Source organism: Bacteroidales bacterium (assembly GCA_013314715.1).
In the GTDB taxonomy this organism is placed as follows: domain Bacteria; phylum Bacteroidota; class Bacteroidia; order Bacteroidales; family GWA2-32-17; genus Ch61.
The window spans coordinates 13,350-37,892 of the sequence record JABUFC010000012.1; the positions used below are offsets into that span (position 1 = coordinate 13,350).

General features: G+C 33.5%; 14 protein-coding genes. 9 read left to right on the forward strand and 5 right to left on the reverse strand.

Features of this window, described 5'->3' with window-relative positions:
* Positions 1-118: 118 nt before the first annotated feature.
* From HPY79_04205 to HPY79_04230, 6 genes are all read left to right on the forward strand, one after another.
* Positions 119-1,909: a carboxypeptidase regulatory-like domain-containing protein gene (locus HPY79_04205; GenBank protein ID NSW44998.1), complete on the forward strand. Its 1,791-nt coding sequence runs from the start codon at positions 119-121 to the stop codon at positions 1,907-1,909.
* Between the two features lie 297 nt (positions 1,910-2,206).
* A complete protein-coding gene (locus HPY79_04210; protein NSW44999.1) occupies positions 2,207-3,736 on the forward strand; it encodes a glutamate--tRNA ligase in 1,530 nt (509 codons plus the stop codon).
* Complete coding sequence (hemW, locus tag HPY79_04215) at positions 3,736-4,860, forward strand: radical SAM family heme chaperone HemW (GenBank protein ID NSW45000.1); 1,125 nt, start codon at positions 3,736-3,738, stop codon at positions 4,858-4,860. The genes HPY79_04210 and hemW overlap by 1 nt, the downstream gene beginning before the upstream one ends.
* Before the next feature lie 128 nt (positions 4,861-4,988).
* A complete protein-coding gene (locus HPY79_04220) occupies positions 4,989-6,437 on the forward strand; it encodes an oligosaccharide flippase family protein (GenBank protein NSW45001.1) in 1,449 nt (482 codons plus the stop codon).
* Positions 6,438-6,496: 59 nt separating this feature from the next.
* Positions 6,497-9,685: a PAS domain S-box protein gene (locus HPY79_04225; protein NSW45002.1), complete on the forward strand. Its 3,189-nt coding sequence runs from the start codon at positions 6,497-6,499 to the stop codon at positions 9,683-9,685.
* 224 nt (positions 9,686-9,909) lie between these two features.
* Complete coding sequence (locus HPY79_04230) at positions 9,910-12,708, forward strand: DUF3352 domain-containing protein (protein ID NSW45003.1); 2,799 nt, start codon at positions 9,910-9,912, stop codon at positions 12,706-12,708.
* On the opposite strand, the gene sufD is transcribed toward HPY79_04230, so the two are convergent.
* The 5 genes from sufD to HPY79_04255 all read right to left on the reverse strand — a co-directional run bounded on the left by sufD (position 12,692) and on the right by HPY79_04255 (position 19,313).
* The gene (gene sufD / locus HPY79_04235; protein NSW45004.1) at positions 12,692-14,053 is read right to left on the reverse strand and encodes a Fe-S cluster assembly protein SufD; all 1,362 of its coding nucleotides are present in this window, start codon (positions 14,051-14,053) and stop codon (positions 12,692-12,694) included. The genes HPY79_04230 and sufD overlap by 17 nt on opposite strands.
* A gap of 6 nt (positions 14,054-14,059) precedes the next feature.
* The gene (gene sufC / locus HPY79_04240) at positions 14,060-14,812 is read right to left on the reverse strand and encodes a Fe-S cluster assembly ATPase SufC (protein NSW45005.1); all 753 of its coding nucleotides are present in this window, start codon (positions 14,810-14,812) and stop codon (positions 14,060-14,062) included.
* A gap of 19 nt (positions 14,813-14,831) precedes the next feature.
* Positions 14,832-16,274 carry a Fe-S cluster assembly protein SufB gene (gene sufB / locus HPY79_04245; GenBank protein ID NSW45006.1) on the reverse strand — a complete coding sequence of 481 codons (1,443 nt, stop codon included), beginning with the start codon at positions 16,272-16,274 and terminating at the stop codon, positions 14,832-14,834.
* A 149-nt stretch (positions 16,275-16,423) separates the two neighbouring features.
* Positions 16,424-17,707 carry a DUF5103 domain-containing protein gene (locus tag HPY79_04250; protein NSW45007.1) on the reverse strand — a complete coding sequence of 428 codons (1,284 nt, stop codon included), beginning with the start codon at positions 17,705-17,707 and terminating at the stop codon, positions 16,424-16,426.
* 106 nt (positions 17,708-17,813) lie between these two features.
* The gene (locus tag HPY79_04255; protein NSW45008.1) at positions 17,814-19,313 is read right to left on the reverse strand and encodes a glutamine synthetase; all 1,500 of its coding nucleotides are present in this window, start codon (positions 19,311-19,313) and stop codon (positions 17,814-17,816) included.
* Positions 19,314-19,431: 118 nt separating this feature from the next.
* Between HPY79_04255 and HPY79_04260 the strand changes: the two genes are divergently transcribed.
* Genes HPY79_04260 through HPY79_04270 form a run of 3 tightly spaced genes read left to right on the forward strand, consistent with a single transcriptional unit; the run spans position 19,432 to position 24,484 of the window.
* Complete coding sequence (locus tag HPY79_04260; protein NSW45009.1) at positions 19,432-19,590, forward strand: hypothetical protein; 159 nt, start codon at positions 19,432-19,434, stop codon at positions 19,588-19,590.
* A gap of 32 nt (positions 19,591-19,622) precedes the next feature.
* On the forward strand, positions 19,623-20,225 hold the full coding sequence (locus HPY79_04265) for a hypothetical protein (protein NSW45010.1): 603 nt from the start codon (positions 19,623-19,625) through the stop codon (positions 20,223-20,225).
* 2 nt (positions 20,226-20,227) lie between these two features.
* Entirely contained in the window at positions 20,228-24,484 is a 4,257-nt protein-coding gene (locus HPY79_04270) for a gliding motility-associated C-terminal domain-containing protein (protein ID NSW45011.1), read from the forward strand.
* The last annotated feature ends 59 nt before the right edge of the window (positions 24,485-24,543 follow it).

Here is a 24,543-nt window from a genome sequence, read left to right on the forward strand (position 1 = left end):
TGTTTTAGATAAAAACTAATCACTGATTTATTTTTTTTATCTATTTTTCACCTATGTTTTTGTGTATAATAAAAAATCGTTATATCTTTGTTTGAAATAATCTTAAAACTATCATACTATGAAAACGATCTTAAAACTTTCGATGATTTTTTCGCTTTTAATACTTTTTTTTAACGCTTGCAAAAAAGATAGAGACGAAACTCCCACTCCTTCTACTCCCACATCTATTGTGGTTCCTGTTTCGGGCACTGTAGTAGATGCTTATGGTCAACCTTTGGCAGATGTAACGGTAAAGGCAGGAAATTATACTACTACTACTGATTATACGGGTAGTTTTTATTTTCCAACTGTTAATTTTGGAACTTCAAGATATATTATAACCTTCGAAAAAACAGGTTATTTTACATTAACGCGTTCGGGTGTTCCTCAAGCAGGCAAACCTATTAATTTAGCTATTGGTTTGATAGACGAAAATAATCCGACTTATGCAGCACAAAAAACATTTAATGCTACTCAAGCCGATTCAATAGAGCTTCCCGATGGTAGTGTTGTTTCTTTTCCTGCAAATGCTTTTATGAATCAAAATGGGACACCTTACACGGGTATGGTTACTGTTAAAGCTTGTTATTTAGATCCCACGTGGGATAATTATGGTATGTATGTTTTTGGTGGTGATTTATATGCAAAAGATATCAATAATAACGAGGTTATGTTAAATCCATTTTCGGGCTTAAATGTCGTGCTATATGATAATGCTGGTAATAAAATTCAACTCGATACCATTAACCATAAAATGGCAACAGTAGCCATGAAAATTCCTGCTCCCTTAGTTACCGAAGCACCCAATAATATAGAAACATGGGAATATGCTACTGCACAAGGACAACAAGTACAACGTGGACAAGCAGGCAAACATGGTGATAAATATGTAGGACAAGTAGCACATTTCTCTTACTGGAGTTGTCAGAGACCTCATACCGGTAAGGCAACCATTTGGGGTAAAGTAATTAAGGTTGTTAATGGCGATAGCGTTGGCATTTCAGGTGTTAAAGTTAAAGTAGGACGCCAAATTGTTCTTACCGATTCCGAAGGTAAATACGAAGCTAAAGTGCCCGATAATTTGCCTGGTATTGTCGTTGTTCCAATATTTGGCAATATCGGTTTTAGTCCTACCATTTTAAACAATGCTTTAGCCAATAACGAATCAAAACGTATAGATTTTGTATTGCCAATGAGTTCTATTATTGCTATTCATGGTGTAGTTAAAAATTCTAATGGACAACCCATTGCTAATGCTTATGTAAGTGCAGAATGGTATAGTGGTTCTCAACAAAAAGTTGTAACATTTACAAATAACTTAGGTCGTTTTATATTACCGGTTGATGCTAATGCTTATTATGTAACGTTAGTTGCAAAAACTCCAACTCAAGAAGTAAATAAATATATTTATTATCCAACGGACACAACGGAATACATACTTATAATGCCAGCTACACCAGGCAATAATAAATTAACAGTTAATGGGACAACTGTTTTTTCAATAGTAGGAAACTCTCAGGGCAATGATGTTTCTGGCTATTTTGGTGGAGATTCCTTGGAGGTATATGTTCATGTGTTCAATACGGGTATGTTTTCTATTTATAGTCATAATGTGCAGTTTCCAATAAATGTGGGGCAACAATATTCTATACCTAATGATTTTACTGTACAATATGGCACACAACAATTAGTAAACCCAGACTCGTTACAATCTGGAACGATTACTTTTACTAAATTTTCTACCAATCCCGGTCAATTAATAGAAGGAACTGTTACCGGTCAAGGCTGGCAAGGAAATCAAGTTACTATTAACTTTTCGGTTCCTATTAGTGTGCAAAAATCAATGATAAATAGAAAACAAAAAAAATAGTTTTTAATTGCAAAACCTGCAATTACCTAACTTTATTTTATTAAAAATTTAAAAAAATATTCCCGTTTACTACAAAGTCAAACGGGAATATTTTTATGATATAAAAAATAATATGTTTTTTTATTAAGATTATATTTAGGGGAGTATAATAAACAGTATAAACTAATTTTTTTCTTTTTTTGAAAGTAAAGTTTATATATCGCCATAAAAGCATTTTTATTTTTTTATAGACATATATTCGATTACCTTTTGTAAATTTTAATGTAATTTTGCTGCCATTATTCAATCATAAACATCATGAACAGAGAAGTTAGAGTACGTTTTGCACCAAGTCCTACCGGACCGTTGCACATAGGAGGTGTTAGAACCGCCTTATATAATTATTTATTTGCTCGCAAGCATAACGGTAAGTTTATTCTACGTATAGAAGATACCGATCAACAACGTTTTGTGCCTGGTGCCGAAGAATATATTATCGAATCGCTTACATGGTGCGGAATTAAGTTTGATGAGGGCGTTCATATAGGTGGTCCATATGGACCCTACAAACAATCGGAACGCAAAGCTATTTATAAACAATATGCTGATTACTTAATAGCCAAAGGCTCAGCTTATTATGCTTTTGATACGGCTGAAGAGCTTGAATCGTTGCGAAAACAATACGAAGCCGAAAAAAAGACTTTTCAATACGATATACACACACGTACAAGCCTTAAAAACAGTCTTACACTTAGCAAACAAGAAACACAAGATTGGATAAATGCTGGTAAACCTTATGTTGTACGTTTTAAAATGCCCGAAAACAGAATATTGCAGCTTCACGACTTAATTCGTGGCGAAGTTACGGTCAACACATCAACCCTTGACGATAAAGTACTTTTCAAATCGGATGGTTTGCCCACTTATCACTTAGCCAATATTGTTGACGATCATTTAATGCAAATAAGCCATGTTATTAGAGGCGAAGAATGGTTGCCCTCATTGCCCCTGCATTATTTGCTTTATGAGGCTTTTGAATGGACCGACACCATGCCACTTTTTGCACATTTACCTCTATTGCTAAAACCCGATGGCAAAGGCAAATTGAGCAAACGCGATGGCGATCGTCTCGGTTTCCCTGTTTTCCCTTGCAATTGGCACAATCCAGATGGTGAACTCTACCCCGGGTTTAGAGAATGGGGTTATCTGCCTCAAGCTTTTATCAATATGCTAGCATTGTTAGGTTGGAATCCCGGAACCGACCAAGAATTATTCTCATTGAACGAACTTGTTGAACTTTTTACAATTGAAAGAGTGAATAAATCGGGAGCACGCTTCGACCCTGAAAAAGCAAAGTGGTTTAATCAACAATACTTGAAAAAACTAAGCAATGACGAATTGACAGAACTAATTAAACCTATTATATTGGAGAGAGGAATAAATACAACTCCAGAAAAACTCCATAAAGTAATAGGTTTGTTAAAAGAAAGAGCCATATTTCCACAAGATATCATTAATGAAGGCATTTACTTTTTTCAAAAACCTCTTCAATACGACGATGCAGCTATTAAAAAGAGAATTAAGCCTACTTCTATCAACTTTTTAGAGCAATTAATCGATGATTTAAATAGCTGTAATTTTGCGAATGAGGAATTAGAAACCGCTATGAACACTTTTTGCCAGCAGCATCAACTGGGCTTAGGCGAAATTATGATACCCATTCGTATTGCCTTAGTAGGAACAACTAAAGGACCCCATTTAGGCGAAATTATGGAAGTTCTTGGCAAGAAAGAGTCGATTGATCGAATAACAACTTTCATAAGCTATTTAAAGCAATTTGCTTTTTAATGGCAGGCATTTATATTCACATACCTTTTTGTAAAACCCGCTGCGTTTATTGCGATTTTTACAGCACCACTCAAATAGATCATTTTCTGCCACTTATCGAAGCAGAACAAATCGAACTTATCGAACAATCAAGCCAATATTCAGAACCCATTGATACCATTTATTTTGGCGGAGGTACCCCATCGTTTCTCCCAACAGCCTATATAGAAACCCTACTCAACACCATAGTTAAATATTATAACCTTTCCGACAAAGCTGAAATTACCTTAGAAGCCAATCCCGACGATCTCTATATCGAAAAAATAAAAAACTACAAAACAATCGGAATTAATCGTTTGAGCATTGGTATTCAATCGTTTCATGACGACATATTACAATTTTTATCTCGCAGGCATACAGCAAAAAAAGCTATCGATTCGGTAAAATGGGCACAAAAAATAGGTTTTGATAATATAAGCATCGATTTAATGTATGGCATTTCTGGTTTAACATCAGAAATATGGGATAAAACCCTTGATAATGCAGTAAAATTAGGTGTACAGCATATTTCTGCCTATCATTTAACCTTTGAAAAAGGTACGCCGCTTTACCAGAAGCATAAAAATAAAGAGATTTCAACTATCAGTGAAGACGAAAGCGTTAATCAATATCAATTACTTATTGAAAAGATGGCACAATATAATTTTATTCATTATGAGGTGTCGAATTTTGCTTTAGCCGGATTTGAATCGAAACATAATGCTGCGTATTGGCATCAGAAAAAATACATTGGTATAGGACCATCGGCTCATTCTTATACAGGTACTACAAGGCGTTGGAACATATCATCATTATTTGATTATATTCATAAAATTAAAACACATAGCAATGCCTACGAAGAAGAGGTATTGACAACGGTTAATAAGTTTAATGAATATTTATTGACTCATTTAAGACTCAATACTGGTGCCGATTTTAATGAGTTGTCGATTATTGATAAAAATATTTTTGAAAAATGGCATTTAAAATATCAAGCAGTTTTAAAAACAGGACTTATTTCGGAAAAGCCAAATGGATTTTTTATAAATGAAAATAATTGGCTTTTGTTAGATTATATCTTAACTCAATTATGGGTTGATGTATAAAAATTATAGAAAATTATCTTTACCATAAATATTTTGTTTTCAAACAAAAAAGTTGATTCATTACAATTTTTGCCACTTATTTTAAACTTTATGCGTCATTAAATTGTATTTTTGTCAAAAATTTTGGCGTGAGGCGATTTTTTGTAACAAATTTATTTATTGTACTTTTACTTAATCTTTTGGTTAAGCCATTTTGGATATTTGGTATAGACCGAAGTGTTCAAAATGCTGTTGGTAGCGAAGAGTATGGTTTTTATTTTGCTTTATTTAATTTTACGCTTATTTTGAATATTTTACTCGATTTAGGCATCACAAATTATAATAATCGCAATATAGCTCAACATAATCAGTTGCTCAATAAACACTTATCGAATGTACTTTCGCTAAAGTTGCTACTTTTTGTATTTTATACCGTTGTGGTTTTTTCTTTAGCTCATATTGTTCGATACAATCAACGACAACTTTATTTGATTGTTTTTTTGGTTATTAATCAGTTTTTTCTTTCGCTTATTTTATATCTGCGTTCGAACATTAGTGCTTTGCAGTTATTTAAAACAGATAGCATTATATCGGTATTAGATCGACTTATTATGATCATCTTATGTTCGTTGATGCTTTGGTCAAGTCTTTTCTCAAAACCTTTTACTATTGAAAAGTTTGTTTATGCTCAGACCGTTTCTTATGTCATTGCAGCAACCATTGCGTTATGGATAGTATTAAAAAAAGCCGGGAAAATATATTTACATGTTGATTGGCAATTTTTTATTGTTTTTTTAAAACAAAGCTACCCTTATGCTTTGCTTATTCTGCTTATGGCTTTTTATAATCGTATTGATGGCGTTATGTTAGAACGTATGCTCGAAAATGGTAAAGAGCAAGCGGGAATTTATGCTCAATCGTTTCGAATCCTCGATGCTGCAAGTATGATCGCTTTTTTGTTTAGTGGTTTATTATTGCCCATGTTTTCTAAAATGCTTAAAGAAAAACAAGATGTTTATCCGTTGGTTCAGTTATCGTATAAACTTATCATATTACCCGTTATTATTTTCCTTATAGTGGCAATAACTTATGCACCTCAAATAATGAATTTGCTTTATCATCACAACGATGATTATTCTGTTGCTGTATTTAGAGTTTTAATTATTGGCTTGTTTGCAACTTCAACAACGTATATATACGGTACGTTATTGACATCTAATGGTAATTTAAAAGAGCTTAATATTATGGCTTTTATAACCATGTTAATTAATATAACATTGAATTTGATTTTGATTCCTCGTTTTCAAGCTTTAGGTTCTGCTTTTTCGAGTATTACTGCTCAATTATTTGCTGCAATTTTTCAAATATATTTATCGTTAAAAATATTTCATTTTAAAATAAACAAAAAATTCTTATTGCAATTGATGTTTATATTAGTTTTTACTATTGTTACAGCTTGTATTGTTTCGCTATATATTTCAAATTGGTTAATAGGTTCTACTATTATTATAACGATAGGTGGACTGGTTATTATTTTTACAAAAGCTATTGATATTAAGATGTTTATCTCGGTTTTAAAATCGAGTAAAACCGAATAATTATTTTGTAATTACTTTTTTTTGATTTACTTTTGCTTAATAAAATAGCTGAATTTTCAATGAACCATCAAAACTTTCATGTTTCTGATACTTCTAATTTTCTATTCCAACCATCCTCTGAAATTTTAATTATTACTAATCAAAACGGTATAATTATTAACACGAATACATTAGCAGAGTCGTTTTTTAATCGTTCTCCATTAAATGGATTAGTTGCTAAAGATATTTTAAGTTTAAAAACAAAAAAGGGCGAAATCGTAGGTTGTCCTATTTTGAAGTGTATTCAAGAAAATCAAACAATAGAGTCTTTAGAACCTTTATTGTTAGTACAAAACAATAAACTAGTAACTTTTAAAGCTATTCCTATCAATATTGATAAAAATAATTATGGATGTTTGTTCATAATTAGAGATATAAATCAAACTGAAAAAATAAAAAATCTAAGTCAAGAAGATATCCAAAATTTACCAACAATATTTAAAAATGCTCCTTTGGGCATAGCTATTATAGATATTTGGGGCAATATATTGGAAGTAAATTCTGCTATGTTGACTATATTGGGATCTCCTTCGGCAGAGGCAACTAAACAAATCAATATTTTGCAATTTAAGCCTTTACAGGAAACTCCTTTAATTGGCTTATTTAATAAGGCTTTAGAAACTAAAAATATAACCTCCGATACCGCTAAGTATTTTACAAAGTGGGGAAAATTAATATATGTTTACTACCAATTAGTTCCTATTATTCAAGACGATGAAGTAAAGCAAATATGGCTTTATGTAAACGACTTAACACCTGTTTATATTGCTCAAGAAAAAGAAACACTTATTAAAAATCAAATTGCTCTTTTACATCAATTTTCGTACGAGTTTATTACACTCGATAATAGCTATAACCCATTTGTTTTTATTGGTGAAAAAGTAAAAAAACTTTTCCCCGATTGTACAATAACAATAAATAAATATTACCCAACGAAAAATCTTTTTATAACTGAATTTTTATATTCTCCCAAACCATCGGTTCAAGAACTATCAGAAAAACTAAAACAAAAAAAAGCACTATTGTCGTACACCTTACCTCAAGAACTTTGGCCTTTAAATTTTCAAGGGAAATTTATTAAAATACCACACGAAGATTTTTTAACAGTACAGTTCTCAATAAAACAAGAAGAAATAATAAAACTTTTATTAACTGCTCAAGTTGAATCCATATATTCCATGGGGTTTATCAATAATTCTATACTCATGGGAAACATTACCCTTTTTACTCATAAAGAAGAAACAAATATCGAAATTCTCGAATTACTTATAAATCAGGCGTCGTTGCTTTTACAACGTCATTTATCGCAAAAAAAAATCAACGAAAATCATGCTTTTTATAAGTCGATATTAAATACTATTGACGATTTTATTTTGGTTGTGGATGTAAATTACAAGATCGTTTTTACCAATCAACCTTTATTGCAGTTATTAGCTAATTATAACTATTCAACATCTGTTTTAGGGCTCGAAATAAAAGAAGCTGTACCTTTTTTAAATCAAAATATATACAATTATCTTATTACATGTAAAAACACTAAACAAAGTCAACTATTTCAAAGCACATCTTTAATAAACAATACACTTGTTTATTATCAGACCAACATTTCATATTTGTCTACCGATCAAGACGATGAACAATTTATTATTGCAATACGCGATGTTACGAAATTAGCACTTAAATCGAAAGAAGTTGAAACACTTACTTCTATTAACCAAAAAATTATAGAAAACCTAAATGAAGGAGTTTTAATCGTAGATACTGATTACAAAATAAAAGTTGTCAATCAACCGTTTTGTGATTATTTTGAAATAGAAAAAAACAAACTTACCGACACATCTGTAATTAACGTTTTCCCTCCAAAATTCAAAGATAAAGCCATTGAAATCATAAATAACTTAAAACAAAACCCTACTAATTTATATTTTGAGTTTCCATTCGAAAATAGCAAAGGAATCAAGAAAATATTCTCTGAAGAACTTCATCCAATTATCGAAAATAATAAAGTAATTTTTATTTTAGTTTTAGTAAAAGATATTACCGAACAAAAAAACAGAGAGTTAACACTTATTGATTCAAAAGAAAAGGCAGAATTAAGCAACCGCTTAAAATCGACTTTTATAGCTACCATTAGTCACGAAATTAGAAATTCACTCAATGCTATTCATGGTTTTGCTCATTTGCTGCAAAAAGCTGACCTTTCTGACAACAAACGAGACCAATATATAAAACAAATCAATGCCAGTTCGTCAACACTTTCGCGTATTATTGACGACCTTATTGATTATACTAAATTTGAGACAGGAAACCTACAGCTTATTTTCGAAACAGTCTTTTTATACGACTTGTTAAAAGAATTATACGAGCAATATCAACAAGAATTGCTAATTAGAAACAAACAACATATTTCGCTTGTTTTAGAGAACACACCCGACGATAATCTACCTTTTGAAACCGATAAATTACGATTAAAGCAAATTCTTTCGAACCTCTTAATCAATGCTATTAAATATACTTATTCGGGCAAAATATGTTTTGGCTATAAAATCTACAACAATAGCATTATTTTTTATGTAAAAGATACCGGGACAGGCATTAAAGAAGAACACATTCCACAATTATTTAAACCATTTGTACAATTAAGTTCTAACTATACTACCGAACAAAAAGGTGCAGGTTTAGGTTTAACCATAATTAAAACACTTACGGAACTAATGGGGGGAAGTATTCATGTAGAATCGAAATGGCAAGTTGGAAGTACCTTCTCCGTTCGTTTTCCTTATCGTCATACATTTACCTTTGAAAACACAACAACTAACGTAGAAAAACACTGCTCTATTGCACGACCATTAACCATTCTTATTGCCGAAGACGATGACATCAATTACATGTTCATAGAAGAAATGCTGTCGGAATATAATTTTACACTTATACACGCACGAAATGGTAAAGAAGCGGTTGAACTTTTTACTGAAAAAATGGAGCAAATAAATTTAGTTTTAATGGACATACAAATGCCTATTATGGATGGCTTTGTTGCAACTCAAAAAATAAAAATACTCAAACCAGACATCCCAGTAATTGCCCAAACCGCTTATGCATATTCAACCGAAATTGAGATGAGCAAACAAGTTGGATGTTCAGATTATATCATTAAACCCATCGAATTAGAAGTACTAATACAGAAAATAGAACAATACGCAAAATAACAATTATCATTTAAATAAAGTTGCTTTTTAAAGCAAATTGCAATTTGAGACATTTGCAAAAGTCTCAAATTAACAAAGTTCAAGAAATAAAAAATAATCTGGTTGATCAAATTTTTTATTCAATTTCAATGCAATTTTAATATATATAGCTATTAACATTATTTCGTTCATTATTTATTTAAATGTACCGAAAAAAATAATAGCTTTATATGTAAGTTTGTGCTATGATGAAATGGATTCGCATATCGGTTGTTTTAATTTTTTTGATAGGTATCGTGGTAGGTGGAATATATTACTACCAAAATTCGTTTATCGAAAAAGAAGTTATGGTTTCTGATATCTATAAGTATATTCCTACCGATGCTGCCCTAATTATTGAAGCTAAAAATATATCGAACCTAAATACAGCTTTAAATCATTCGAGCAAGCCGTGGTCTTTACTCAAAAATATAAAAGAAATAGAACGATTAAATCAACAAATAAATTATTTTGACAGTGTTGTAAAATATCATCCATTATTCAAATACAACTCAACTAAGGGTCCCGTATTACTATCGTTTCATCCCAGTGGTAAAAAAGATTTTAATACATTATTAATAGTAAACTTTGGTTCAAATACGAGCGAAGCAACCGCTCAATCAGTTGTTCAAGATTTGTACGGTCATCCTATTACGATAAATGAAAAAACATACAACGATCAAGTTATATTTTCGGTTATTGCCAACCCAAATGATGTAATATCATCGTTTCATTTTTGTTTTATACATGGTCTTTTTATTGCTTCAAATTCTTCGTTAATGGTTGAAGAGGTATTGCGTCAACATCAAAGCCAATATTCGCTATTCGACAATCCGTCGTTTAAGAAAGTTGTAAAAACGGCCGGGCAAAACGTTGAAGCCAATCTTTTTATAAATCACAAACTTTTTAATAAGCTTTGGAAAAAATGGCTATCGTCCGATTTGCAAAAGGCAAATATCAACACAAGTTTAGCAGAATGGTCGGCATTCGATTTACATGTCTCGCAAAACATGTTTTTAATCAATGGTTTTATAGATCATGGCGACTCACTAGTAAATTATTTAAAAATTTTATCAAGTCAGGAATCTGTCGATTTTAGCTTCGACAATATTATCCCTAAAGAAAGTCATACCTTTTTGTTTTTAAGCATGAGTCATTTTAAAAATTGGCAAGAAGCATACAGCATATTTTTAGAATCGTATGGTTTACGTAAAGGCAGAGACCAAACTTTATCCTTATTGAAAAAAAATCAACAAATCGATATTATTCGCTTATTCGATCAATTGATATATAAAGAAGTCGGTTTGGTCTTTGCTTCTAATCCCGAATCGAGCGATAGCCTTCAGAGCGATGACACCTTTTTTATTATCAATACCGATAATCAAACAAGTTCAAAAGAGATGTTAGACAGTGTGCTCGAAAACTATGCTCAAGCTAAAGGCAAAAAATACAACGACTATATTTTAAATTTAAAATTAGATAACGAACTTTCGTCCGAAATCTATAGTTTTCCTATTACAAATATACCTGAAATATTATTTGGTAGTGCCTTTTCGAATGCTGGCAGCCGCTATGCTGCTTTTATCGATAATTATCTGATATTTACAAAGTCTAAGCGAGCCTTACAGCGTATTTTATATGCCAATACGCTAAAAAAAACACTCAAAAACGAAGAACTATATCGCTCTTATACCGATATGCTCGATAAAGAATCGAACCTTTTATTTTATTGCGATATTGCTCGTGCTAAAACGTTTCTAAAAACAACACTTCACACCAACATTTTCCGTGTTTTAGAGCAAAATTTCGAAATTGTTCGACAAATGGATGCTGTAAGTTGTCAAATATCGAACAACAACGACTTATTATATACCAGTTTGTATGTTCGCTATAGTCCCGAAATAAAACAAAATACGCATACCGTTTGGGAAAGTAAGCTCGATACAACCATTAGTATGAAACCTTATTTTGTAATAAATCATACGAATCAGGAAAAAGAAATATGGGTTCAAGATGATGCCAATAACATATATCTTATCAATAATTCGGGTCGCATATTATGGAAAAATCATTTGCCCGAAAAAATAAAAAGCGATATTTTTCAAGTAGATTTAATGAAGAATAAACGGTTGCAATATCTGTTCAGTACCAAAAATTACATTTATATTGTTGATCGTAATGGCGAGGTATTAGAAAATTATCCTATAAAACTAAAAGCTCCTGCAACAAATGCTATGAGCCTTATAACTATAAATAAAAAAAATGAACAACGTATATGGATTGCTTGTGCCGACAAAAAAGTGTATTGTTATACACTTGCAGGGAAATTAGACAAAACATGGACTTTTGAAACTACTAACCATTTTGTTTATCAACCAGTACAATACGTTTCTTTCGACAATAAAGAATATATTTATTTTGTCGATACCCTTAACATCTATATTTTAAACCAACAAGGCAAACCAGCTATTAACATAAAACAACATTTTCCAATAAATCGTAATGCACAACTTTATTTTGAACCCAAAAATCATGAAACTGAAACTCGGTTTGTAATTAATGACATCGAAGGGAATATTCATTTTATTTATCTCGATGGAAAAGTAAAATCATGTTCATTCGATAAATTTAGCCCTCATCATTATTTTTTATATAACGATATGGATGCCGATGGTTATTCCGATTTTATTTTTGTTGACGAAGACGAACTTTTAATTTATCAACGTAATAAAAAAATAATGCTAAGCTATTCGTTACCTTCTAAGCCTTTATATAAACCCATATTTTACGAGTTTCCACTATCGAAAAATAAAATAGGTTTAGTTTGCAAAAATTCGATTTTATTGGTTGATAAAGATGGCAAAATGCCAAGCGGATTTCCTTTAAAAGGAATAAGTCCATTTAGCATAAGTATTTTTAGCACCACTATCAAAAACTATTACTTAATAGTAGGAAGCGATAATGGCTATTTGCTAAATTACGAAGTGTTTACGAACAAGCAATAGAACAACGATTACAACGCGATAGTTCGCCTCTCAAGCGTTTATCAACCAAGGTTTCTACTTCTTCTTTTAATGCATCAATGAGTATTTGTTTGGTTATTTCGCTGGCAAAAGCAACCATTAGTAATTGGCAAGCTTCTTTATGAGCAATGCCACGCGAACGCAGGTAAAACATAGCTTCATCGTCGAGTTTACCTGTGGCAGAACCGTGGCTACATTTAACATCGTCGGCATAAATTTCAAGTTGTGGTTTTGAGCGTACTTTTGCCGAAGGGTTAATGATAAGGTTTTTATTCGATTGATAAGCATTTGTTTTTTGAGCTCCTTTTTCAACTAATATTTTACCAGAAAAAATTCCGGTGGCTTCATCGTCGAGGATACCTTTAAAAAGTTGATTGCTTTCGCAATTAGTTGTATGATGTTTTACAAAAGTATGATAATCAATATGTTGATTTTTATCTGCTAGCCATAAACCATTAAGGTTCGATTGAGCTTCTGAGCCTATTAAATCAACCCACAGGTTGTTGCGAACAGTTCCACCATGAAGGGTTATAAAAGCCGTATGAAATTGACTTTCTTTTTCTTGTTCAATATAATTATTTGTTATTTGAACGGAATGATTATGAGCATTTTGCATTCGATAAAAACTTAGTTTAGCTTTTTCTTTTAAAAATACTTCCATTAATCCATTCATAATAAAAGGACTGGGGTTAAGGCTATGGTCGCATACTAAAATTTGATTTTCGAATTCACTTTCGCTAATAATTAAGTGACGTGGATAAACCTGGATAGGTTCGTCGGCAACTACAATGTTTATGAGTTGTATAGGCTTTTCTAATTGTGCTTTAGCAGGAATATAAATAAAAATCCCGTCTTGCATTAAAGCTTCATTAATAGTGCTTAGTTCGTCATGGTATTTATGAGCGGCTTTGCCTAAATATGAAAAAACTAATTCGGGATATTGGTTAATGGCTTCGTTAAGGCTTCCAACAATAATGCCATTTGAGTGTTTTATTAATTTGGGTTGTTGAACAGTAGCATAATACCAACCATTCATAAGTACAATAACTTGAGTATTGAGCGTTGGTACATCGCATTTAAAAACTTCATCAATGTTTATGTTTTCAGATTTTAAATATGGATAAAACTGATATTTCCCTGTATAGTGCTGTTCAATACTTGTGTATTTATAATTTTCGTTTTTTTTGTTGGGAAGCCCCTTTTGTAAAAACTTTTCATAAGCTTCTTTTCGAATTGCAACAATTGGTTGTGTTCCCGAATCCAACACCGTCTCCATTGCTTTCTGAATATTTTCTTGGGCTATATTTTGAATAAGATTTGTTGACATAAGCTGTTAATTTTGAAATTCTTTCTTTATCCAGTCATATCCTTTTTCTTCTAACTCGAGAGCAAGTTCTTTCCCGGCTGTTTTTACAATTTGACCGTTGTACAATACATGAATAATATCGGGCACAATATAATCTAACAGTCGCTGATAGTGAGTAATGACAATGGTTGCAGTGTCGGGTCGTTTGAGTTTATTGACGCCATTTGCCACTACGCGTAAAGCGTCGATGTCTAAGCCGCTATCGGTTTCATCGAGGATGGCTAATTTGGGTTCGAGCATAGCCATTTGAAAAATCTCATTTTTCTTTTTCTCACCACCCGAAAATCCTTCGTTAACTGAGCGATTGGTGAGTTGTGTGTCTATTTCTACCAGTTCTTTTTTGTCTCGCATATATTTCAAAAAATCTGAAGATGATAAGGGTGATAGATTTCTGTATTTACGTATTTCGTTAACAGCTGTTCGCATAAACGAAACCATGCTTACGCCTGGAATTTCAACAGGATACTGAAAACCTAAAAATATACCCATTCGTGCACGTTCTTCGGGAGATAAATCGAGTAAATTTTTACCCATAAATATCACTTCTCCTCCTGTTACTTCAACATTTTCGCGTCCGGCGAGTACCGAAGCTAAGGTGCTTTTTCCTGAGCCATTGGGTCCCATAATAGCATGAACTTCGCCAGGTTTAACTTCCAAGTTGATTCCTTTCAGAATAAGTTTTCCATTTATTTGGGCTTTTAAATTTTTTATCGTTAACATAATTTACATTATTTTAATTTTATCCTACACTATTTTCTAAAGATATTTGCAAGAGTTTTTGAGCTTCAACAGCAAATTCCATAGGTAACTGATTTAAAACTTCGCGAGCATAGCCATTCACAATGAGCCCTACGGCATCTTCGGTGCTTATGCCACGTTGATTGCAATAGAAAATCTGGTCTTCGCCAATGCGTGAGGTCGTGGCTTCGTGTTCGGCTATAGCGGTCTGGTTGTCGATTTCGATGTATGGGAAGGTGTGAGCTCCGCAACGATCGCTCATGAGCATGGAGTCGCACTGGGTATAGTTTCGTGCATTATCGGCATTTTTCATGATTTTTACCAAACCACGATAACTGTTTTGACTTTGACCGGCAGAGATTCCTTTGGAAATAATTCGGCTACGAGTGTTTTTGCCTATGTGTATCATTTTGGTGCCGGTATCGGCTTGTTGAAAATTATTGGTTACCGCTACTGAATAAAATTCAGCAACAGAATTATCGCCTTTCAGAATGCAACTGGGGTATTTCCATGTTATTGCAGAACCGGTTTCTACTTGTGTCCACGAGATTTTTGCATTTTCTTCTTTGCAAATACCTCGTTTAGTAACAAAATTGTATATTCCACCTTTGCCGTTTTTGTCGCCTGGGTACCAATTTTGAACCGTAGAATATTTTATTTCAGCGTTTTTTAAAGCAACTAGCTCAACTACGGCAGCATGTAGTTGGTTTTCGTCTCGCATAGGAGCCGTACATCCCTCGAGGTAGCTTACGTATGCATCCTCGTCGGCAATGATGAGGGTACGTTCAAATTGTCCGGTATTAGCAGCATTAATACGGAAATAAGTCGATAGTTCCATAGGACAACGTACGCCTTTAGGAATATAAACAAACGATCCATCGCTAAAAACAGCGGAGTTGAGGGCTGCAAAATAATTGTCGGTATAAGGAACTACCGAGCCTAAATATTTTTTTATCAAATCGGGATGTTCGCGAATGGCTTCGCTCATAGAGCAAAAAATAATACCCAAATTTGCCAAGTTTTCTTTAAACGTAGTTTTTACAGATACACTATCCATTACAGCATCGACAGCTACACCCGATAATTGCTTTTGTTCATCGAGTGGAATACCCAATTTATCAAAAGTTTTTTTAAGTTCGGGATCGATTTCGTCTAAAGAATTAAGGGTAGCTTTTTGTTTTGGTGCTGAATAGTAAATAATATCTTGATAATCGATAGGAGGTATTTTTAAATGAGCCCATTGTGGCATTTCCATTTTTTTCCAATACTCAAAAGCTTTTAACCGCCATTCGAGCATGAATTCGGGTTCACCTTTTAAAGCTGAAATTTTTTTGATGATGTCCTCATTAAGACCCTTAGGAATAGATTCGGCTTCGATATCAGTAACGAATCCGTATTTATATTCCGATTGAGTGATTTTATTCAATATGTGTTCATTTTCCATATATATGAAAAAATATTTTTTGCAAATTTAATTAGAATATTTCTAAATAAAAAGTTCATTAAAGATATTTAACGTTGAAAAGAAAGAAAAGAATTTGATTTATATTATCTTCATAAAAACGAGATAAATTTGTTTATATGATATAATTTTTATTGTCTGCTTGAATTAATCGCTTTTACACCAACTAAACGTTCGTATAGAGAACTGTTATTTTTCCAGTAAACAAAAATATAGTAATCGTTTTCGGTTTCGTAGTGATTGCCTTCTATAAAGCCAAAATCGGCTTGATTATTTTTATCTGTAAGGTATGCATAAGCATAATCATAAAATCCTTGTTTTAAAAGTAAAGTAAGCTCATATCGTTTTTGGTCGTAATTATACGTCATTTGATTGGTGTTATTATATTGCCAACGATTGAAATTGCCAGCTACATATAAATTTCCTTCTGCTAAAGGAGCTTCGAATGGTAAGAAAAAATGCACATAAACATAATCGGCTTCAATGCGACTATCACGTCCCATACTGTTTTTTACTAAAAAACGTCCGTTTATATCTTGCCATTGAAAATAGACTTTAAAAGTACGTTTTTCGTCGGGGTACATATAATAATGATATAAGGGGCGTTCAAATTCAATAGCTTGTATTCGCTCTGCCTGAAAACGAATGCTTTTAGAATCGACCCAACGGAATTCACTTCCGCCTTCAAAAAGATTACCTTGTTCGTAATTATATATCAGTTCGTTGTCTTTAACAAATTGCGGTTTTAAATCGTATATGGCATTATCAAATCGGAAGTTTTGGCTAATAACAACCGAAATCTCTGCAAAAGGGTTGTTACAACTAAAAGCGTTTTTAATGGAGAAATCAATTTCTTGATGCGTTTTTCTATACTCGGTTAAAGTTGCCTGATGGGCTTGTGCTGTAATTTGTGTCAAAGGCTCATATACAAAAAAACGAAGTGTTAGTACAGGTTTACTACGGTCGTTATGATGTACCAGTAATAAATAGTTTCCACTTAATTTTATTTTTAGTTGTTCGTTAGGAATAGTAAGACTATAATGAATGTACGACTGTAAAGTATTAAACGAAAAAGCATAATTTTTAATAGGACAATCGTCGAAGCCTTCGGCATATTCATAAAAACTGAGTGACGAAGGTGTCCAGTTTTTATCGCAATGAATAATGGTAAAATAATAATCTTGAATGTTGTCCTGAAAATCATCAAATTGTGCTACCAGTGTGTCGTTGCTATTCATCTCTACAAATGGATACGATAGTTCATTGCCCAGTTTATGTATTTGTGGAGTATGTATCGTCGATTGATAAATGAAATCGTTATAACGAATACTTGAGCTATCAAAATAATCATTTTGAGCATAGGTAAAAGTTGATACGATAAAGAATATTAACCAGATATTCTTATATTTATTCACAGCTTTTTTATGGCAAATGTACAAATATTTTGCTTTTTTAAATAAAACAATAAGTAATATTTAAATTGTAAATAATATTAAAAAAATATTGAAATATAATCGGTATTTATTTAAGGTGCAAGTTTTTTTTAACCAATTCTTCGAGCATTTGTTGATCGCGTTGAAGTTGTTCTCTTAAATCGGCATCATTAAAATCTGATAAATATTTTATAATATGATCGATGGTTCCTGCAGGAAAAATGTTATTTATTTCGAAACTTTTACGTTTAGCTTGCAATGCCCTTGCCGATTCTACACACGACGAAGGTAAATGCCCTAAATATTTTGCCTTATCACGACAATCTTCTTTATGAATATTAACATTAACATAAAGTTTTTCGGCAAGTTCAAGTGCGTTATCTAAAGTAAAACCATGTGTTGCTGAGATAACAATACCTGCTAACAATAAATAAACATCGGCAGTTCCATCGGGTGAACGTAATTCAATGGTTTGTTTTTCAGGTTTAGGAAGATTGGTAATAATAGCATGAGGATTCGCTGCCGAAGCCATATCTACATTTGTGGTCCAACCTAATGGAACCCTAATTAGTACAGAACGATTACGATCGCCCCAACATATGTTAGTTGGTGCTTCTTGATGGGGCACTAAGCGCATGTACGAAAGCGGTGTTGTATTGCCAAAAGCAGTCAATGCATCGGCATGCGAAAGAATGCCCGCAATCATTTTGCGAGCAATAATACTAAGTTGGCCATTCTCGAGCATAGCATTATGTCCATCTTTTTCGGCTAACATATGAATATGCATGCCACTACCTGCTTTGCCAATAGTGATTTTTGGTGCAAAACTAACCGTTATACCATATTGATAAGCTAAATTGCGAAGTACCCATTTGGCTATTAAAATCTGATCAGCAGTTTGTTCAACAGGAACCGGCAAAAATTCAATTTCATGTTGTTCATAAATATAGTTGTCGTCAGAAAATGCTCCTACTTCTGAATGTCCATACTTTATTTTACCACCACATTGCGAAATAAGTTGCATAGCATGATTGCGGAAGTCGTTATATTTAATAAAAGGAACAGATTCGTGATACCCTTTTTGATTGGTTGGCTCATAGTCATTTACAATGGGAGCAATTACATAATATTCAAGTTCTCCTAATGCTTTAAATTTGAGCCCTGTTGTTTCTTGAAAATATTGATGAGCCTTTTTAAGTATATATTCGGGAGCACTTTCGAGTGGCTTCCCTTCATTCGTATAAAACGAACATAAAATATCTACAGCAGGAATTTCAGAAAAAGGATTGACAAAAGCCGTAGAATAACGAGGTATAACATATAAATCGCTCGAACCTGCTTCAATAAATGAAAACAAACTCGAACCATCGACACGTTCGCCAAAAGTTAAAATAGTTTCTAAATACTCAAGGCTTGATATATAAAAGTTAAGCGTTTTTAATCGTCCATCTTGTGCGACATATCTAAAATTAACCATTTCAATATGATGATCGCAAATATACTTTATGATGTCTTCTCGTGTAAAAGTTTCAGCATCTTTTTGTAAATATTTTTCAATTAAATTAGAATGAAGAGCATACCTTTCCATAATAAAAAATTTTTGCAAATTAAGAAGTTTTAATCGGAAAAAGAAATATTAAATAACCAAAATTTAAATTTGAAGTGAAACAAATTTGACTACTTTTGCGTATTAAAACAATATGATTATGAACGACCTTCAACTTTTTTCTATAGAAATTATTAAAGAACTTGAAAAGAAATTTAAAAATGCTTGTTGCAACAAAACAGCAGAAGCATATTTAGATTGTGCACTTTTAATTAAGCATAAACTTAAAGAATATGAAAAAAAACAGGCAACTAAATAAAATTAAATACGTCTTTTAAAAAAATATTGAACATGAAGATTCTTATATTTTTTATCATTTTAATCTACTCCATCAATCAAACGTGGGCTCAAACGCAGCGTATAGACACCTCTAAGGTAAAGACCATGAAATTGGTAAAAAGCAAGCAGGAGTTTAAAGAACATTTCAAAGATTCCGATTCGTATTTGGTTTTACAGCCTCCTGTATTATTTCCTCAAACGCATGTGTTTATTTCACCTCCAAAAAATTTTAAACCGGTTGACAACATTCGCGGTTTTATACATTTGGCAACTACCACTTCAATAACGTGTACAGAAATCAAAGGCTATCATTATACACAATTATGCGAACAATTAACATCAGAATATATTGCCAGTCAAAATGCCGTATTAAATGCAACCGAAGATGTGGTATTAGATAATGGAACTCAAGGAAAGCTATTTACCATTTCATTTACCATTCCAGCAAAAGACTCCCTTCATAAAGACACACCCTTTGAACGTGTTATGCTATTTACAGGCGATATGGAAAACACCATTTGGCTCAATGCTACTTACCCTCAATCGGTAAAACGCTTTGTCGAAAAAATTGTTCGCAAAAGTCTGTTATCTGTTAAACCTGAAAAACAAGACTAACCATGAGCACACGAAAAACAATACTGCTTCTAATGGTAATTTTTCTGCTGAACTTTAGTTCTAAAGCTCAAACCTATACCATTAGTCACGATATTCCTTGGCATACCGAAAATCAAAACATGTGGGGACCCAACGGTACTCCTTTTAACCTAAACTTTACATACGAACTTTTTCATATAGAATTTGATACTTCTATCTCTATTGGATATATGGAAGAAGTATTAGGTGAGCAAGTAGGAGCTATGTTCAATATAAATGCCCACATGTTATTGGGTTCAACATTCGACATGCACGGTTGGACTACTGGATGGATCGATGTTGATTACCCGGTTCGCGTAAATTATGAAATTCCTAATAATTACACATTCAATCCTGGTGAGGTTGTTACCATTCATTCCGATTACGAAGTACTACCCGGGTGGGAATTATATAGTCATTTTCCGCAAGCTGGCGTCATCTCGCTCGATTTAGATTATGGTTTTGGTTTAGATATCAATGCCGATGTTTGTTTGTTTGGGTGCGACAATATTCAAATTGTTGATATAAACATGCCTGATGACTCTATGGCGATATTTTATTTAAATGGGCAAACGGGCGAAGTCGCTTATCCTTGTGTTGACCCTAATAGTTGGTTGGGTTTTACCATTTGCCATGATGATATTTTACCTATCACGTTCAATAATCTTTTTGGTATTGGCTTGAGTGGTTGGATAACTCTGCCCTACATCGAAACAACCGATTGGTTAGACGACTCAGACCCATGTCACCAAATTCTTGGAGCCAATGGAGATAGTGCTTATGCAGGTATTGATTTAGATATCATACAGTTTTTACATTTTTTAGCTGGTTTTATACCACCGCCCCAAGGTCCTGCTATTCAACAATTTTTAGACATGCTGCATGGCACTTATAATTTTAGTATTATTTCCATCGAATATAATTTGCTTTCTGCTCATTTAGGTATGAGCAATACGTTGCAACAAGACTTAACTTTTACACCAACGGTATATTCTATTTTTACATTTCCAACTCCTGTAGAATACTGGATAACCGACCCACATAATGGTAATCAGGTTGTTGATCAAGGAATTTCAGATAGTATTTCTTTTGCAACTTGTATGGATTTTAAATATCGTTATCCTTGCTTCAACTGGCCTCAAATGCCAATTGGCATGGCAGCACACTTAGGAAACGATTTTAATAACCATGTTTGGGATAGCATTGCTTTTAATTTTATTATTCAAGCATTAGAATTTACAATTACGATCGATTTGCCTTTCAAATCGGCTATTATCGTCCCTGAATTTTGCATTCCTCTACCCGATAGTACACAAGCAGAAAACCCAAATAGTGAAGTTTGTGCTCCTGCTATTACCGGAGATGAGTTGGTTCAGTTAAAACAATTGTCTGATTCTGCCGGCAACACAGGGACGTATGATGATGGCAATAATGGAACAGACCCACATATTTTAGACTGGACCTTCCACATAGGACCGCTTATTGATATCAATTTGCCTTTAGGATACATTCCTTTAACTTGGTATGATAATACTTGGGAATTGGCCGGATTTCAGGATACTATTTTCCCCGGTATTGTTATGATTCCCAATCCAGAATTTGAATTAGTTTCTATAACTCATACAGATAATATTTGTGCAGGTGATAGTATTGGTACTATTACAGTAACAGTCGCCAATGGTACATTGCCTTATATTTATACCTGGTCGAATGGTGTGGTAGATACCACCAATTCCACATCAGATAGTATAACTGGCTTATTAAGTGGCACTTACACGGTTACCGTAAGCGACATCAATGGCTGTTCGCATACGGCATCTGCTACTATTATTGAAACCAATCCTCCTATTAACATGCATTTGATACCTGTGAACGTTCTTTGTCATGGAGACAGTACCGGAGTTATTTATTCGCAAGTAACAGGAGGAACACCTCCTTATACTTATCAATGGACACCCTTGGGAGGCAATGGACCGAATGCGACTAACTTACCCGCCGGAACCTATACACTATCAGTAACGGATGCTGTAGGTTGTCCAAAAGTTGATAGTACCACCATAACCGAACCTGCCACCTCATTGAGCGTTGTGCTTGATTCTTTAGAACATGTGCTTTGCTATGGAGGCAACAATGGTTATTTAGCCATAACAGCCAGTGGGGGCACTCCACCTTATAGTTATATTTGGTCAAATGGTTCTACCAACGAAGATGTGAATAATTTATATGCGAATACTTATACTGTAACTGTATCAGATGACCATCATTGTACCATAACATTAACAGAAACAATAAGCCAACCACCTTTGTTAGCAGCCGTAATTATGCCTACCCATGTTACTTGTTACGGGTTTTCAAATGGAAGCGCTAACTTAATTGTTGGTGGTGGAACTCCTCCTTATCAGTATATCTGGAGTACAGGAGATACTACCGAAGACATTAGCAATTTACCAACTGGAACCTATTCCGTTACGGTTACCGATAGCCACCAGTGTACAACTATAGCTGAAGTATTTATACAACAACCCTTGGCACCTCTTACGGCTACTTACGAGGTTACTGATGTGCTTTGTCATGGATACTCAACCGGTGTTATTAATTTAACACCTGCAGGAGGAACTCCTGCATATAGTTATCAATGGAGCAGTGGGCAAACAACCCAAGATTTAAACAACATCCCTGCTGGAAATTATTCGGTTACAATAACGGATTTTAATGGTTGTACCGAAACCTATTCCATGACGGTTAATGAACCTCCAACTTATGTAAGTACACAATTACAAGTAACCGATGTGCGTTGTCATGGCGAAATAAATGGTGCTATTAACCTAACTGTTACTGGAGGTGTACCTCCTTATCAAATACAATGGAATAACGGTTCTGCCAATGAAGATATTGGCTTTTTAACGTCTGATTGGTATTATGTAACAGTAACTGATAGCCATGGTTGTATTATTGTTGATTCAGCATTTGTTCGTGAACCTGGTAAACTCTATGCAGATGTAACACAAAATACTATTATCTGTATTAACGACACCGCTCATTTGTATGTGTCTGCAACAGGTGGAACTCCGGGATATTCGTTTAATTGGAATACTGGCTCACATGATACGTTAATCCATGTTTGGCCCACAATAAATACAAATTATTCTGTAACCGTTACCGATACCCATGGGTGTATTTCAACTGTTGGCACAACGGTACAAGTAAGACCTCCCTTGTCGGGTATTATCAATATTAACGACAGCATACTTTGCAGTGGAGAACCTTTAGTATTTTCGGGAACTATTAATGGAGGCAGCGGTCAATATACAATAACATTAAACGATACCTTGCCTATTACACTTCCATTTACTTTATATCCTGAAGAATCTGCTTCGTATGTTATTAAAGTTGATGATGACTGCAATACCCCACCTATATACTTCTATTTTGATGTATTAGTTATTCCATCGCCTCCTAATAATTTACAAGCCGATATCATTGCGGGTTGTGCTCCATTAACGGTTCACTTTGTAGAATCTTCGCCTAACGAAAATCAAACTTATTGGTGGAATTTTGGTGATCCCAATTCGGCTAATGTCAGCGATAGCAAAACACCGGTTCATACTTATGTGAATCCCGGAGATTATACCGTTTCGCTTACAACAACCAATATTTATGGTTGCCATACGCAGCAAATTATACCCAATTTAATTCATGTTTATGCTATTCCCGAAGCCAAATTTGTAACCGATCCACTTACTATAACGATGCTAAATACAAATGTGCATTTTGTAAATTTATCTACAGGTGCAACCTCCTATTATTGGAATTTTGGTGATGGCGACTCTTCTTCGTTCGAAAGTCCTTATCATCAATATCCAAGCATACCAGGACAATATCAAGTTTATTTGGTTGCTATAAGCTCTCACGGATGTGTGGATACCGTATGGCAACCCATAGAAGTAATGGGAGAATATACCTTCTATGCTCCTACGGCATTTTCGCCCGATAACGATGGCAAAAACGAAGTATGGCGGGTATATGCTACCAATATAGATTTTAGCACTTTCCACTTGGTTGTTATGGACCGTTGGGGTGAAATTATTTTTGAAACCAACGATATTGAAAAGGTTTGGAACGGCAAGGCAAAAGATGGCGACCAATTAGTGCCTGTAGGTACTTATACATGGATAGCTAAATTTAAAGATACGCATAATGTAACGCGAACCAAAACAGGTCCTGTTACTGTAATTCATTAATGGTATTTCATGTGTATAAAGTTTTTATATTACCGATAATATTGATATTATAATTTTCA